The following is a 14,099-nucleotide window of genomic DNA, read 5'->3' as shown; positions in this document are numbered from 1 at the left end:
GTGTGATTTCAGTGCCCCCGGCACGGATCGAACGCGCGGCCTGCCGCTCAAGAGGCGGCAGCTCTACCACTGAGCTGCTCTACCACTGAGCTACGAAAGCGTGCCCTCGCCAGGGATCGAACCCGGGACCCACCGCTTACAAGGCGGCCGCTACTACCAGCTGAGCTACGAAGGCGGAGCGGAAGGTTGAGGAGTCGAACCCCAACGCCGAAACGTCCCCCCGGTTTTCAAGACCGGTCGGCCTCCACAGACCGGAACCTTCCCTTTCCGCAGTGCCGAAGTGGCTGCGGTACGGCAACGTTCGCAGAGTGGGCCGGAGCCCGGCAACCTATTTTCGCTATGGCCGGACGGCGGCCTGTGCCAATCGATCGGTGAGCGACTTGCGGGCGGTGACCAATGACGGGCCGTACCAGGTGAGATGGTGGCCCTCGACCAACGCCACCGGCATTCCCGGAAAGGCTTCCGGCCCATCGGTTTCGGTGAATACGTATGGCTCGTCCGGAAGTACGGCAAGATCGACGTTCGCCACCAGCTCGTGCGTGGATACAGTTGGATAGCGCTCCGGTAGATCGGCGTGGACAAGTCGCAATCCGAGCCGCCGCGCTAGATCACCGGTGAATGTGTCCCGCCCGACCACCATCCACGGATCCCGCCACACCGGAATCACCGCATTGCACAAGGGTTTCGGCGGCGGCGGAGCCCAGCAGGCCTCGGCCTGCGCCAACCAGTCCGGCATCCCGACATCGAGTCCCACCGTGAACAGACGGCCCATGGACGCGAAAGCTTCCTCCAGCGTCCGAATCCTGGTCACCCACACCGCAATCCCGGCATCCCGAAGCCGCTCGACATCGATCCGCCGATTCTCCTCCTGATTGCACACCACCAGATCCGGAGCGATCTCGACAATCCGCCGAACATTCGGATTCTTCGTCCCCCGAACCCGCTCAACCGACAATCCCGGAGGATGCGTGCACCACTCGGTAGCGCCCGCCAAAAGATCCGGGCAGCTCACCGCAATCGCCTCGGTCAGCGACGGCACCAGCGACACAACCCGCCGCACCGGCCGCCGCACGCGCACAACCGCGCCGAGATCATCGACCACCTCCCCGGCAACCACACTCTCAGCCGGTACAGAACGTGCCGGCCGACAGCGCCCCCAGCACACACTCGGGATGCGCCACTACCCCGAAGGGATCACCGACAACCGGCGAGACAGCAACCAGAATCCCGTAAACGGTATCCACCGCCACGCCGACAACCAAACCTGTGTACACCGACAAGATGTTCGGGTCCATGATCGCCAGCCTAGACGAGCAACCCCAATCCCTCAGCCCCCGGTAGCCAGTCACGAAGCCACAACCGAACAGTCCGTTCGACCACGCCGAACACGACCTGAAGACGTGTTACCGCCGGCGGACTCGCACCGAGAAGAACGCAGAGACAAAGACGCCTGGACAAGAAGAGCGAGACATAAGAACAAGAACGAAAGATAAAACCCGAATATTCTTAATAGCCTTATATCACAACGGAATTCGCCTTTCCGGGTCTGTTTCCCCGGAGTAGAATAAAGGCATGGAATCAGGGGAAGAAACCGCAATCGCGACCGGTGCAGCCGCACTGGTCGCGGCGGTCGATTCCCTCACCGCGTTGTCGTTGATTCCGTTGCCCGACACCGACATTGTCGCGTTGATGCAGCAGATCGAAACCAGCACCCGCCGGTTGGCGTCGGTGCAACGGGACCTGATCGTGCAAGCCTGCGCCCGGTCCCTGCCTACCAAGAACGGGTCCGGGAGCCCGGCGTTGTATTTGCAAGCGGTGCTGCACATCTCGCACGGGGACGCGATCAACCGGTGGCGCACCGCCGAAGACCTCGCCGTCTGGCACCGGGTCGGTGACGAACCCGACCCTGCCCCGGTCCTGCCGTGTTCGGCCCAAGCTCTCGATGACGGTGCGATCTCTCTCGATCATGTGCGGGTGATCCGGCAGGTCATGAACCGGTTGCCCAGCAAAGTCCCCGCCGAAGCCCGCGCCTACGCCGAAGAAGAACTCGCCCGGCAAGCCCGCGCGTTGGATCCGACGCATCTGCCCAGGATCGGGGAGCGGATCCTCGGTTACCTCGACCCCGACGGCAAACTCACCGATGACGATGACCGCCAACGGTTGCGGTCGGCGAGTGCAAGTCCGCAACGCTACGACCTGATGTCCACCCTCACCGTCGAACTCACCCCCGACGCGCGTGGGGCCTTCGATGCCGTCATGGCCAAGCTGGCGCGTCCGGGTATGTGCAATCCTGCGGACAAAGAGAGCCCGTGGGCTGAGGATGAGGACAACCCGATACCCCGGGACGTACTGGAGGCGTGTGCGGCCCGCGATGAGCGCAGCAAGGTGCAACGCCAGCACGATGCCCTCTTGGCGGTGCTGCACCCGGATTTCAACCCGGCCAAGCTCGGCTCGCATCGTGGGCTGCCGGTCTCGACGATCCTCACGATGAGCATCGAGGATGTGGAACGCGTGGCCGGGGTGGCTACCACCGCGACCGGTGGCACGGTGCCTGTTCCCGAGGCGTTGAAGTTGGCCGCCCGCCGGTCCAAGACGTTCGTGTTGGTGAAGAACAAGGACGGCATGCCGTTGCACCTGGGCGAAGCGCGCCTGGCGAATCCGGCACAACGGTTGGCGTTGATCGCCACCGAGCGCGGCTGCACCCGCCCGGGGTGCTCGGCTCCGGCGAGTATGGCGGCGGTGCATCATGTGACCGAGTTCTGCAAGGGTGGGCGCACCGATATCGAGAACCTCACTCTCGCCTGCGATCACTGCCATGCCCTGGTCAAGGGTGGTCCGCGCGGCTGGAAGACGATCAAACTCGGTGCGGATTCGGACTTCCCCGGTCGTACCGCGTGGATCGCGCCCGCCCACGTGGACCCGACGGGTACTCCGCAGGTCAATCACCTGCATCATCCTGGTGAGTTGATGGCTGAGGCTCCGCCGTCGCTGCGGCCTGGCCGGGTGTGTCGTGCCTGGGGGTTGTCCCCGGTGCGGTACCGGGTGCTGCGCCGCGCTGCCACACCGCCACCGCGACAATAGGTTTCCCGCCCCTCGTGTCACCGACAGGATCATCCTGTCGGTGCTACAGGTCGTTGCCTATCGGGGTGTTTCGAGACCGGCTCGCTCGCGGAACCCGAACCATGCACCTCGATCGAGGCACAGGGCTTCCCTGCCCCTGCCAGCCCGACCCGCCCCTACAGCCGGTGCCCGAGTCGACCTTTCGGGTTCTTGATCTCGTCCCTGTATTCCAGGCGTCTGAGGAGCCGGAAGGAATTCGGACAGTGAGGGTTTGGTCTTTCAGGCTGCCTGGTTCTGTTCGGACCATTCGGACTCTACCTCGTTGGGTATGCGGTAGCCAATCGCTGAGTGCAGCCGAATCTGGTTGTACCGCAACTCGATATAACGAGTGATGTCTTCCTCGGCAGCTGCCCTGGTCCGATAGTGCGTCCGGTAGACACGTTCATTCTTCAAGGTCCCGTTGAATGATTCGGCCCAGGCGTTGTCGTAGCAGACCCCGGTCCGCCCCACCGACCGGAGAATGTTCAATTCCTTCGCGACACCGGCGAACTCCGCGGACAGATATTGAGTACCGCGGTCGGAATGGAATACCGTGACCCCTGGCACGAAAGCAACTGTGCGGCAGGCCATTCGCAACGCGTCTGTGACGAGTTCGGCACGCATGTGTTCGGCCATCGCGTAGCCGACTACCTTCTTGGAAAAACAATCCAGCACAGTCGCGAGATAGAGCCAGCCCTCCGCAGTGCGAACGTAGGTGATGTCGCCGACCAGCTTGAGGCCGGGCCGGTCGGCGGTGAAGTCACGCCGTACCAGGTCCAGCAACACGCCTGCGTCGCCGGCGAGGGTCGTGACCGGCCGGAACGGGCGCGGCTGGCAGGCCACCAAACCCAGCTCACGCATGATCGACCGCACCGTCTCCGGATCGGCGATGGTGCCCCACCGGGCGAGCTGAGCGTGGACGCGACGATACCCATATGTGCCGTCGGAATGTTCGAACGCGAATTGAACTTCAGCAGAAAGGATCTCGCGCCGAACAGTGGTCACCGAGACCGATCTGCTCTTCCAGTCATAATAGCCGGACCTGGATACTTTCGACCACCTGCACATCCTGGAGACCGGGTAGTTTCCTTCTTCGGATTCGATGAACGCGTACTTCGCGGTCACCGGAACCTCTTCGCGAAGAAGGCCGCCGATTTTCCCAGGAACTCGTTCTCCGCCTCCAACTCTCGCACCCGGCGCTCGAGTTCGGCCAACCGCGCCTTATCAGGTATCGACAACTCCGGCTCCACGACCACATGGGTTTGCCGATAGTTCTTCACCCAGTAGTTCAAGGTCTGCTCGATCAACCCCAACTCGCGCGCAACCTCGGCCACCGTCCGTGACCGCTCGACCACTTCTCTGGCCGCCGCCTCACGAAACTCCGGCGAATACCGCGTATTCTTCCGTGCCACAACAACTCCGTTCGGTGAACCCCGACTCTACTTCGGGGCCACTGTCCGAGAACCTTCCAGCGCCTCAGTCCTTCGTCTTTTCGTTCTTCGTCTTTTCGTGTTTGTCTCGGAAACCGGACCACAGCCGGTCTTCCGGCTGGTACCGCAGGTATCCCTGTACTGCGGAAGGTAAATCGGGTACCCCACCCAACGCCACCAGCACGGCCATCTCGGCCCTGCCCGCACCCAGAGACCCACCACCGCCTCTCGCCGGACACAACCCAGGTGCACCGACCTCATCTCGGCCTCGAAACCCCCTGAAGCGGGCACCACACAACCCTTCTCTCCGACCGCACAGCAGGTATCCGCACGGCACAGACCCGATAACCGTTGTGCCGCTGACGCACCCGCTGTTCCATCCCCGGTGGCCGACGGTTTCTATGCCGAAACGGTCGGTGCACCTGGGTTTCTTGCCTCCCGGGCAGGGTTGGTCTGCGAGAGGGTGCGGGCAGAGCCCGAGATGGCCGTGCTGGGCACGTTGGCAGAGGTACCCGATTTACCTTCCGCAGTCAGGAGCGGACCTGCGGTACCCGCTTGGTCGACCGGCTGTGGTGCCGTTCTCGAGACGAAAACCCAAAGCAGAGAATGGGAACTATGGTTCGGGTTGTCAGTTCTCGGGCTGATTATTCAGGGGCTGGTTGTGCTGACTACGGTTTTGGCACCGTAGTCAGGCTGTCGCACTACCTCGGCCGGGATCAGCCGCTCGACTGGTCCATGAGTGTGGTTGCGGTTCTAACCGCCCAGGTTGCAATTGCCATCGCTGGACCAGTAGCAGGTGTTGTGTCCGCTGGCGGGGAATCCGACTACTTGGAGATTCGGGTTCGAGTGGCCGAAGCCGGTGCCGTTGAGTTCGAGGTAGAAGCCGGAGGCGCCGCTGTGGCCGCCGGTACCCCATAGGTAGCCCTGGTTGTTGCCTGGGCCGGTGCCCTTGTAGATGACGAAGTTTCCGTCACTTTGCATGACGGCAAAAACCTGCGAGTGACCGGAGGTACTGGAGCACCAGACGCCACCCAGGTTGTTGCTCGGGCCGGTGCCGCGATAGACGCAGAAATTGCCGTCTCCTTGCAGGATGGCGAAGGCCGGACTGTCCTGGGCGATGGTTGTCAGGTAATCCCCTTGGGTCAGTACTTGATTCGTATTGAGCACTGAACCGATCGCGCCTGCGCTGGCCTGTCCGGTGTTCATGGATACGATCGCGGCGGCCGATATAGCAAGGGCCGCAATGTACTTCGTGAGCTTCATACGCACTCTCCAAGGCGAGCCGGGCCCGATCGACCCGGTCTGGCGAGGACGCTACAGCAAGATTGATTGGCGGCGTTGAGGTTTCGGAATGAAACATTCCATGTTCACACAGCCCCCATCGGCTGAGATACACCAACACCCGGCTACCTCCAGCGCACCGCTGGCCGTACCGGCGCGGCCGGGCAGGAACTGTACCGCCGGGGACGGTACCGCCGGGCAGGAACTGTACCGCCGGGCAGGAACGGTGTGTCTGGGCTGGGAGCTGTGCGGTCGGCTGAGAGCCGTACCGGTACCGGTACCGGTGCCGGTGCCGGTGCCGGTGCCGGTGCCGCACTAAAACACGTAGCCATGGCCTGTGCGGGCGCTTAGTATCTGCGCGAGATCGTTGAGCGCTCTTTGGGGGTTCTGCCGCGGCCGGTGGAGTTTCGATCTTGGGGCGTGTACGAAACAGGGTGGAGTCGTCGCGGGGGCGGCGGGGTGCGGGGTGCACTCGATTCCGATTATGTGACAGGGGGTTTCGCTGGTGCGGTGGTTAGCATCGTCGATTGTGCGTGCAGACTCTTCCGGATTCGTCCGAGTTCAGCTGGTCGCTCTCATTTCGGGGGTGCTCGGTATTTTGCTGGCGGTGCTGACACCGCTACTTCCGGTCAGACAGGATCGAGCGAGCCTGGATTGGCCGCAGGGGCAGTCGGTTCAGGTCACCGCGGCATTGGTGGATTATGTGCCGCTGACGTTGGATTTGAGCGTGCCGTGTACGGCCCTGCGGGATCTGCCCAGTGGCACTGTGCTGGCGACGGTTCCGGGGCAGGGGCCCGAAGCGAGCTCGAAGGGGCTGCTGGCTCGGATCGAGGACAAGGCCGGTTCGGGGCGGACGTTGTCGGTCCTGCTGCGGGATGTCCCGCTGTTGACCGCCTCACTGAGCGATATCACCGGTGTAGAGGCTGTCTCCGGCGGCGCGGCGCCACCGTCGGCCGGGACCGCTCCAGCACCGGGCGCGGCTCCCGCGAATGGAATCGGCTCCAGCGCACCCTCCGGCGCCACCCCGCCCTCAGGTGCCCCACTGCCACCCGCCGGCGCTCCCTATCCCCCGCCGGGCGGAATGCCGCCTCCGGGCGCTACCCCGCCGCCCGGTATGACTCCACCGCCGGGAATGACTCCACCTCCCGGTGCGACCCCACCCGCGGGGGCCACGCCTCCGGCAGGCGCGACACCGCCCGCTGGTGCAATTCCGCCTGCGGGGGGCAACCCACCTGCAGGCGCGAACCCTCCGGCAGGCGCTCCGCAATCCGCAGGTGCTACACCGCCCGCCATCGGCACCCCGCCCGGTTCGAACGCGGACTCGGGCGCGAACGCGGTGCTCGGGAATGGCTCTGCGCCCGTTGCCAATCAGGAGAATGCACCGGCTCCACTGTGCTCGGCACTCACGGTGCATTCGACCGCGAACGCCACGACTGCGGAGCTGACCGGCCTGAAGCATAAGGACGGCACGCCTTTCCGCACGACGGTCGGCAAAGATGTGCGGCCGCAGGTTGTGGGCATCTATACCGATCTCGATCGCACCCGGCTCGGGGATGCGGCGCTGCATGCCGAGATCGATTCCCGATTCTCCTCCAGTCCGAGCCTGTTGAAGCTGGCGGCAATCGGCGGAGCGGTGCTGTTCACGCTCATCGCGCTGGTCTGCCTCTACCTCATCGATACCGCTGACGGACGCCGTAAGCGCCGGTTCCTTCCCGCGCGCTGGTGGCGGTTCACTGTCGCCGATGCCGTCGTCATGGGCACCCTGCTCGTGTGGCATGTGATCGGCGCCAATACTTCCGACGACGGATACATCCTCACCATGGCCCGGGTGTCCAAGCATGCGGGCTATACGGCCAACTACTACCGCTGGTTCGGGGTCGCGGAGGCTCCGTTCGGCTGGCCGTACGAGATACTCGCCCAGATGACGCGGATCAGCGACGCGAGTCTCTGGATGCGCCTGCCATCCCTGCTGGCCGGGCTGTTGTGCTGGTTGGTGATCAGCCGGGAAGTCCTGCCGCGCTTGGGATCCCGATTGCGCGCGAACACCGTGGCGCTGTGGACGGCCGGACTGGTGTTCCTGGCGGTCTGGCTGCCGTACAACAATGGCCTGCGCCCCGAACCGCTGATCGCGCTGGGCGCACTGCTCACCTGGTGCTCGATGGAACGCGCGATCGCCACCAGGCGACTGCTCCCCGCCGCCTTCGCCGTACTCATCGCGGCATTCTCGCTGGCGGCGGGACCGAGCGGACTGATCTGCGTAGCCGCCCTGCTCGCCGGATCACGGCCGATACTTCAGACATTCATCACCCGCGCCCGCACCTATTCCGGTCAGTCGACGCGAATCCTTCTGCGCTACAGCGCTTTGCTGGCACCCGTCCTGGCAGCCGGAACACTCGTTCTGGTGGTGGTCTTCGCGGATCAGACCCTGGCATCCGTGCTGGAAGCCACCCGCGTGCGCCAGCTCGTCGGCCCCGACTTCTCCTGGATCGATGAGCCCACCCGCTGGGAATCGCTGCTGTCGCTGACACCCGACGGCTCACTGTCCCGGCGCTTCGGCATTCTCGGCATGCTGCTCTGCCTTGCGGTGTGCGTCCTGGTGGCCCGCGGCAGGGGCGGCCGGATCCCGAGCACCGCACGCGGGCCGGTGGCACGGGTGCTCGGCATCGTGTTCATGTCACTGCTGTTGATGATGTTCACCCCCACCAAGTGGACCCACCACTTCGGTGTGTACGCGGGACTGGCCGCCGCACTGGCGGCGATCACAACAGTCGCGGTGAGCAGCACCGTGATTCGGGCCCGCTATACACGCTCGCTGTTCGCGGCAGCCGTGCTGTTCCTGCTCGCTGTGACCTTCACCGGTTCGAACGGCTGGTGGTACGTCTCCGGCTACGGGGTGTCCTGGCCGGATCGCGCACCACTGCTGGGCGGTATGGGGATCGCCACGCTGTTCCTCTGTCTGGCGGTGCTGTGCGTCGCGGTGGCCGGTTGGCAGTACTACCGTGAGCCGTACGCGACTGCCACAAAGGACAGCGGCACAACACGTTTCAGTAGATTCACAATCCGCCCGCTGACCATCGCCGCAGCCGCACTGGTGCTGTTCGAGGTCGCCTCGATGGCCCACGCCGCCTACGATCAGTACCCGGGCTATTCGGTCGCGCTGTCGAATCTCCGCACCCTCGCGGGCCACTCCTGCGCCATGGCCGATGACGTTCTGGTGGAGACGAATACCGCGGACTCACTGCTGCATCCCTACACCGGCACCACTGCCGACAGCCTCGCCGCGGACAATGCCGGATTCACTGCCAACGGACTGGGCGATCTCATCCCGGATGCGGGCGGTCCGGGCGGCGGTCCGGGCGGCGGCCCGCCCAGCGGCAGCGGCGGACCCGGCGGCAAGAAGCCCGGTCCCCCGCCCGGTGGCGGTCCAAGCGGTCCTGGCGGGCCCGGCGGCAACACCCGCAAGGTGACCGGAATCAATGGCAGTACAACCGAATTGCCATTCGGACTGGATCCGGCCCGGACACCCGTCCTCGGCAGCTACACCACCGGCGACAAGCAACCGGCCCATCTGACCACCCAGTGGTATCAGCTGGATCTGGCTGCCGCACACAAGGATTCCGCCTACCAGGTGCTGATTCTGACCGTCGCCGGTCAGATCGCCTCGGTCGACGACAGCGGCCGGGCGGTCGACGGCCAGCAGTTGAAGGCCGAGTTCGCACACCGCGCCGACGACGGCACCGTCACGCCGCTGGGCGATCTGGTGCCTCCGAGTATCGGCGGCGCCCCGATGTGGCGTAATCTGCCGATCGCGCTCGACCGAATTCCCGCGCAGGCCAATGCGATCCGCCTGGTGGCCAAGGCCGACGATCCCACCGGGAAGCAGTGGCTGGCCGTCACTCCGCCCCGGCTCCCCCGCCTGTCCAGCCTCAATTCCGTGGTCGGCGGCACCGATCCGGTATTGGCGGATTTCCATGTGGGCCTGGCCTTCCCGTGCCAGCACCCCTTCGATCACAAGGACGGTGTCGCCGAGGTGCCCGGCTGGCGCATTCTGCCCGACAAGCTCAATTCGCAGGTCTCCGAGACCTGGCAGGACGATACCGGCGGCGGCCCACTCGGCTGGATCGACCTGCTGCTGCAGCCTCGCACCGTCCCGGCCTATCTCGACCACGATTGGACCCGTGACTGGGGCGAACTGCAGCGCTATCAGTTCGTCTCGAATGCCAGGGCGCCCCAGGCCGATATCACGGTGCGGGTCGAAAACCGCTGGGGCTGGACAAATGACGCACCTATCAAGACGAACTAGCGTCTCGAAAATGCTAGTCCGCTGAGACCGAACAGATCCGCCGCTGCCCGACTACCGGACAGCGGCGGATCTGTGTGCAGTACAGACTATTTCGCGGGCGGAGCGCCACCGGCCGGCGGCTGACCGCCACCCGGAGGCCCATCGGCCGGGGGCGTCGGTTGTGCACCAGCCGGCAGCGGCTTGCCGATGTGCTGTGCGATATCGGGCAGCAGGCGGTTGGCCACCTGCTCCCAGTTACCCCAGTTGTGCACGCCGATGCTCGGGAAATCGTAGGTCACATTGTCGTAGCCCAGCTCCTGCAGCCGCGACTGGAATGCCTTGGTATTGGCCAGCGCAATCCCCTCCAGCGGCATGCCCTGGATGACCGCATCCGACGAGGACAGATCCTGCTGCGCCGGAATCGCGCTACCCGAGGCGATGTAGAGCCGCGTGTTGTTGGCGATCAGCAGCGGCGCGAACGACACCGCGTCCAGCCGATCCCAGGCCGGGCTGTCCGCCGCCGCCATGGCGTCGATGTTGTAGCCACCGGCCGCGATCATGGCCAGCCCCAGCGCCTGGCGCATACCGGGCGCCGACGAGTGCAGATAGCCGGAAAGCGAACCGGCATAGACGAACTGGTCAGCGTGGTAGGCGGCGAGCACCACCGCCGCACTGCCACCGCTGGACAATCCGAACACGCCATTGCGACTATCGCTGAAACCCAGCCGATCCCGCAGCGCATTACGCAGATCGTGCGTGAGGAACGTTTCCCACTTGTAGGTATTGGTCTTGCCCTGCGTCTCGTCCCACCCGCCGACGGCCGATCCGGAGTCCCGCCCCGGCAGCGCCGACGCATCGGGATTGACGCCGAAGAAATTGCTCGGCCCGTTCCAGTCGGCGTAGAAGCTGGATTCGCCGCCGACCGGCAGCACCACATTGATATTGAATTTGGCCAGTGCCGCCGGAATGCCGGTGTGCAGTTCCCAGCCGTTCAGATCGTTCTGGGCCCGCTCACCGTCGAGCAGGTAGACCACGCGGTCGGTATTGCCATCGGCCGCCCGGAAGATCCGGGATTTGATCGTCCCCATGCTGGAGTCGACCATGAAGTCGAATCCGGACGGGTCATAGTCCGCCGACGCCGGACCTGCCACTGCCACCGACGCCCCGAACGGCAGCAATACAGCCACAACAGCACCCGCCACGGTGCGCTCGAGCCATCCACCCCGGGATCTGTGGCGGCGCCCCTGCGCCCCTCGCACATCCATGCCTCGCATATTTTGTTTCGGCCTTTCTGTAAATACGGCCGAACCGGCCGCGTCCCCACGATGTCCCACCCCCGCCCCGGAATACCGGGGCCGGCGGTTCGCCGTGCAGCATAACGCGCGCAACACGGCCCGGTCCCATCGAATTGAGATGCGACGCAGCCGGTTCGACTCGCCACGACACCGGCGCGCCTCAGGCCGCCCACAGGTCAGCGCTGTGATCGTTCACCAACGCGCCGATGTGCGAGATCACCAGCCCGGCGGGTTGCGCGGCGAGCCGGCGCCCGTCCCGCAGCCGCACCGCGACCTCCCCGGCCGCCGCTTCGATCGGCCCGATGACCACTTGATACGGCACCAGCCGCGCGGTGCGCACCCGCGCACCGAGACTTCCCGATTCCAGCACCTGCGCACGCAGTCCGGCGGCAAGGCAGCGATCCAGAAACTGTGCGGCAGCCGAACTCTCGCTCTCGGAGACCGGCAGCACCGCCACCTGCACCGGTGCCAGCCACGCCGGAAACGCGCCGCCGTGCTGCTCCAGCACGTGGGCCACGGCCCGCTCGACACTGCCGATAATGCTGCGGTGCACCATGACCGGCCGATGCTTGGCACCATCCGCGCCCACATAGTGCAGGTCGAACTGCTGCGGCTGGTAGAAATCCACCTGCACGGTGGACAGGGTCGATTCCCGCCCGGCGCTGTCCCGCACCTGCACATCGATCTTGGGGCCGTAGAACGCCGCCTCCCCCGCCGCCGCCTCGTACTCCAGCCCGGAGCCCTCGAGCGCGGCGACGAGCAGCTTGCTCGCCTGCTCCCACATATCCTGTCCGGCAACATATTTCCCCTCCGGGCCCGGCAGCGACAGCCGGTACCGGGCCGCGCCGATGCCGAGCGCCCGATACGCCGCACCGATCAGCGCCAGCGCGCCGACCGCCTCCTGCGCGACCTGCTCCAGAGTGCAGAAGATATGCGCGTCATTGAGCTGAATAGCGCGCACCCGGGTCAAACCGCCCAGCGCGCCGGACATTTCGGAGCGGTACATCCCGCCCAGCTCCGCAATCCGCAGCGGCAGTTCACGATAGCTGTGCGAGCGCGATCGATAGATCAGCGCATGATGCGGGCACAGGCTCGGCCGCAGCACCAATTGCTCCCCGCCGACCTCCATGGGCGGATACATATCGTCGCTGTAATGCTCCCAGTGCCCGGATATCTCGTACAGCGCCCGCTTTCCGAGTACCGGCGAATACACATGCCGATACCCGGCCCTCCGCTCCACATCGCGGATGTACTCCTCCAGGGCGTGCCGCACGATCGCCCCCTCGGGCAACCAGTACGGCAGGCCCGCCCCGATGAGCGGATCGGTGTCGAACAGGTCCAGCTCGCGGCCGAGTCTGCGGTGGTCGTGCATGGTCTCCTCCTGAAAACTGCAGGCGAGCGACCACATGGGAAAGCCCCGGGCACTCGCCCGGGGCTCGATGTCAGAACATGAATCAGCGCGCCGGGACGTGGTCCGGCGTCGTAGTCGACTGTGCGCGCTGCATGTTCAGCACGGTACCTCGCCCACCGGGCGCCGAACAACCGCAATACTTTTCGGCGCCCGCGACAAGCACTACGGCACGTAGAACGTGGCCAAGCCCGGCGTGGTCGTGCCACCACTAGCGGTAGTGAGAATGAGCGCGACCTGGCCGACGCCCGTCTGCAGCGTCGCCGCCGCCGGAATGCCGTTCAACCCATCGGAGAGCACCGCGCCTCCCGTCGCACCGTTGGAAAGGTTGATCCAACTCACCGATGAGGAGATCGAGCACCCCCACCCACCGGGCATCGAACCGGTAATGACAACAACTCCGGACTGCTGGCCGACCACGGCGGCGCATCGGCCGGGGAAGGCATCGAAACTGCCGTTCGGATTACCGAAGGGCGCTGGATTGATCTGGAACGGAATCGCGACCGGATCCGCCGCGGCGGTGCCGATAGCCGCCAATCCGGATACGGCGAATGCCGTCGAACACGTGGCGAACGTACGAGCAAATCTCATGAAATGCATCTCCCTGCACGGTCGTATGGAGCTGTTCTCGGAAGCCGGACGACATCCCTATCGGAAATAGCAACGTGTCCGCTACCGAAACCCTGCCACGTGTACCTCACACCGCCGGGTCTACCGGAGCGAGTGTCGTTCGATCTGGGTCTGTACGGCGGTGCCGTTGATGTCCAGGTAGAGCAGGCGCTCGGTGATCGACAGGGTGACGTTATTGCGGCGCTGGATGGCCGGAACCGCGGATTCGATGAAGCCGGGATCGAAGCTGTAGAGGGGGATCTGCGCGCCCTGGTGGATTCGTTTGGCGGGAAGTTGCGAGAGGACCTTGGCGGGATCGTGGTGGGTGTAGATGGCGACCCGGCCGGCCAGTTTGCTGCCGCGGTGCACGCGGTCCACATCGGGCGCACCGACTTCGATCCAGGCGGTGACGCTCGTGGTGAGGTCCCGCACGACTACCGCGGGTTCCTTGGTCGCGGAAATGCCGCCTTCGCTGAAGGCAATTCCCTCCTCGTATTCGAGGCAGTAGGCCAGCACTCGCGTCAGCATGTATTCGGCGGTCTCGGACGGGTGGCGCGCGACCCGCAAATCCAAATCTACGTAGACGCCGCGATCGACGTCGGCCAGTTGGACGGCGAAGGTGTGCAGTGTTGCGCTCAGGGCCATGGAGCAGCAGCTTAGTTAACCCGCCGCGCGCGCCGACACGCGCACTCAAA

At 65.0% G+C, this 14,099-nt stretch carries 10 protein-coding genes and 3 tRNA genes; 2 read left to right on the top strand and 11 right to left on the bottom strand.

The window, feature by feature from the left end:
• Positions 1–15: 15 nt before the first annotated feature.
• The 5 genes from OG326_RS20300 to OG326_RS20280 form a co-directional block, all read right to left on the bottom strand.
• Positions 16–76 (bottom strand) — tRNA-Lys (locus OG326_RS20300).
• A gap of 25 nt (positions 77–101) precedes the next feature.
• Positions 102–175, bottom strand: a tRNA-Thr gene (locus tag OG326_RS20295).
• Positions 176–179: 4 nt separating this feature from the next.
• Positions 180–263: transfer RNA gene (locus OG326_RS20290), tRNA-Ser, on the bottom strand.
• Positions 264–337: 74 nt separating this feature from the next.
• On the bottom strand, positions 338–1,117 hold the full coding sequence (locus OG326_RS20285) for a helical backbone metal receptor (RefSeq protein WP_442790982.1): 780 nt from the start codon (positions 1,115–1,117) through the stop codon (positions 338–340).
• 4 nt (positions 1,118–1,121) lie between these two features.
• Positions 1,122–1,295, bottom strand: coding sequence for a hypothetical protein (locus OG326_RS20280; RefSeq protein WP_327146223.1), 174 nt, complete (start codon positions 1,293–1,295; stop codon positions 1,122–1,124).
• Between the two features lie 277 nt (positions 1,296–1,572).
• Here OG326_RS20280 and OG326_RS20275 point away from each other — a divergent pair, with 277 nt between their 5' ends.
• Positions 1,573–3,081, top strand: coding sequence for an HNH endonuclease signature motif containing protein (locus tag OG326_RS20275; RefSeq protein ID WP_327146222.1), 1,509 nt, complete (start codon positions 1,573–1,575; stop codon positions 3,079–3,081).
• A gap of 258 nt (positions 3,082–3,339) precedes the next feature.
• Here the strand turns inward: OG326_RS20275 and OG326_RS20270 are convergent.
• Positions 3,340–4,511, bottom strand: a protein-coding gene (locus OG326_RS20270; RefSeq protein ID WP_442790981.1) for an IS3 family transposase whose coding sequence is annotated in 2 segments (ribosomal slippage) — positions 3,340–4,259 and positions 4,259–4,511 — 1,173 coding nt in all. Because the reading frame shifts where the segments join, the coding sequence is not laid out codon by codon here.
• 771 nt (positions 4,512–5,282) lie between these two features.
• Positions 5,283–5,792: a hypothetical protein gene (locus tag OG326_RS20265; RefSeq protein WP_327146220.1), complete on the bottom strand. Its 510-nt coding sequence runs from the start codon at positions 5,790–5,792 to the stop codon at positions 5,283–5,285.
• A gap of 547 nt (positions 5,793–6,339) precedes the next feature.
• On the opposite strand from OG326_RS20265, the gene OG326_RS20260 reads away from it, so the two are divergent.
• Positions 6,340–10,113, top strand: a complete 3,774-nt coding sequence (locus tag OG326_RS20260) for an arabinosyltransferase domain-containing protein (protein ID WP_327146219.1) — start codon at positions 6,340–6,342, stop codon at positions 10,111–10,113.
• An 86-nt stretch (positions 10,114–10,199) separates the two neighbouring features.
• On the opposite strand, the gene OG326_RS20255 is transcribed toward OG326_RS20260, so the two are convergent.
• From OG326_RS20255 to OG326_RS20240, 4 genes are all read right to left on the bottom strand, one after another.
• Positions 10,200–11,357 carry an alpha/beta hydrolase gene (locus tag OG326_RS20255; RefSeq protein WP_442790980.1) on the bottom strand — a complete coding sequence of 386 codons (1,158 nt, stop codon included), beginning with the start codon at positions 11,355–11,357 and terminating at the stop codon, positions 10,200–10,202.
• 190 nt (positions 11,358–11,547) lie between these two features.
• Complete coding sequence (gene thrS / locus OG326_RS20250; protein ID WP_327146217.1) at positions 11,548–12,795, bottom strand: threonine--tRNA ligase; 1,248 nt, start codon at positions 12,793–12,795, stop codon at positions 11,548–11,550.
• 165 nt (positions 12,796–12,960) lie between these two features.
• On the bottom strand, positions 12,961–13,386 hold the full coding sequence (locus tag OG326_RS20245; protein ID WP_327146216.1) for a hypothetical protein: 426 nt from the start codon (positions 13,384–13,386) through the stop codon (positions 12,961–12,963).
• A 120-nt stretch (positions 13,387–13,506) separates the two neighbouring features.
• Positions 13,507–14,049 (bottom strand): YaeQ family protein, encoded by a 543-nt coding sequence (locus tag OG326_RS20240; protein ID WP_327146215.1) that lies wholly within the window; start codon positions 14,047–14,049, stop codon positions 13,507–13,509.
• Positions 14,050–14,099 lie beyond the last annotated feature (50 nt).

This window comes from Nocardia sp. NBC_01327 (assembly GCF_035958815.1).
Lineage (GTDB): Bacteria > Actinomycetota > Actinomycetes > Mycobacteriales > Mycobacteriaceae > Nocardia.
This window is presented reverse-complemented; position numbering and strand designations above follow the sequence as displayed.

Coding starts and splice junctions, on each gene's coding strand:
- OG326_RS20280 (WP_327146223.1), bottom strand. CDS start 1,295: ATGGACCCGAACATCTTGTCGGTGTACACAGGTTTGGTTGTCGGCGTG.
- OG326_RS20275 (WP_327146222.1), top strand. CDS start 1,573: ATGGAATCAGGGGAAGAAACCGCAATCGCGACCGGTGCAGCCGCACTG.
- OG326_RS20265 (WP_327146220.1), bottom strand. CDS start 5,792: ATGAAGCTCACGAAGTACATTGCGGCCCTTGCTATATCGGCCGCCGCG.
- OG326_RS20255 (WP_442790980.1), bottom strand. CDS start 11,357: ATGGATGTGCGAGGGGCGCAGGGGCGCCGCCACAGATCCCGGGGTGGA.
- thrS (WP_327146217.1), bottom strand. CDS start 12,795: ATGTGGTCGCTCGCCTGCAGTTTTCAGGAGGAGACCATGCACGACCAC.
- OG326_RS20245 (WP_327146216.1), bottom strand. CDS start 13,386: ATGAGATTTGCTCGTACGTTCGCCACGTGTTCGACGGCATTCGCCGTA.
- OG326_RS20240 (WP_327146215.1), bottom strand. CDS start 14,049: ATGGCCCTGAGCGCAACACTGCACACCTTCGCCGTCCAACTGGCCGAC.